The sequence below is a fragment of the Flavobacterium bomense genome, assembly GCF_003970355.1.
Genome location: NZ_RYDJ01000163.1, coordinates 1 through 1,232 on the forward strand (window position 1 = coordinate 1; position 1,232 = coordinate 1,232).

Sequence of the window (1,232 nt, forward strand, 5' to 3'; positions counted from 1 at the left end):
GGTTAGAGGTTAGAGGTTAGAGGTTAGAGGTTAGAGGTTAGAGGTTAGAGGTTAGAGGTTAGAGGTTAGAGGTTAGAAGTGGGAAGTTAGAAGAGGGAAGTTAGAAGTGGGAGGTTAGAAGAGGGAGGTTAGAAGAGAGAAGTTAGAAGAGGGAGGTTGGAAGAAATCTTTCCGTGATTGATTAAAATATTGCTGGTATAATGGTTATTTTTTTTTTGATTTTGCCATTGCCATTGATATTGCCATTGATATCGTCATTGATATCGTCATTGATATTGCCATTGAATTTAAATTTTATTATGAAATGAGTGTAAAAATCAAATGTATTTCTAAGCAATTGCCAAAATATTCCCGAACCACCGAGGAAATTATACCTTTCTTGGACGCTTGGCTCGTTGGACAAGACAGTCGTTTTATCAAAAAAATAAAGAAGATTTTTGAAGGTGCCGCAGTCGATAAGCGCTATTCTATTATGGATCCAATCGCAGTTTTTACCAACACTTCTTTCGAAGAAAGAAACGATATTTACGTTCGCGAAGTCATAGATTTAGGTACGAAAGTTTTGGAAAAAGCCTTAGCGAAAGCCAATTGGAAACCCGAAGATTTAGATTATATTATCACGGTAAGTTGCACCGGAATTATGATTCCTTCTTTGGATGCTTATCTGATTAATAAACTGAAATTACGTCAAGATATTGTGCGACTTCCTGTAACCGAAATGGGTTGTGCTGCCGGTATTTCGGGTATTATTTATGCCAAAAATTTCTTGAAAGCCAATCCCGGAAAACGAGCAGCTGTCATCGCTGTCGAAAGTCCAACGGCTACGTTTCAACTCGATGATTTTTCGATGGCCAATATTGTAAGCGCAGCCATTTTTGGAGACGGAGCAGCTTGTGTTTTGCTTTCTTCCCATATTGACGATGAAGGTCCTGAAATTTTGGATGAAGAAATGTATCATTTCTACGATGCCGACCATTTGATGGGTTTCAAACTAACGAATTCTGGCTTGCAAATGATTTTGGATATAGAAGTTCCCGAAAAAATTTCTTCTCATTTTCCGGATATTATTAATCCTTTTTTGGATAAAAACAATCTAAATATAGAAGATTTAGAACACTTAATTTTTCACCCTGGTGGGAAAAAAATTGTTCAAACTGTAGAAGGTTTATTTTCTGATTTAGGCGAAAACATCAATGATACGAAAGAAGTATTGCGATTGTACGGAAATATGT

General features: G+C 36.7%; 1 protein-coding gene. It reads left to right on the top strand.

Annotation, left to right across the window (positions count from 1 at the left end):
* Nucleotides 1-304: 304 nt before the first annotated feature.
* On the top strand, nt 305-1,232 hold a 928-nt coding region (locus tag EKL98_RS16420; RefSeq protein ID WP_126563190.1), incomplete at its 3' end, for a type III polyketide synthase.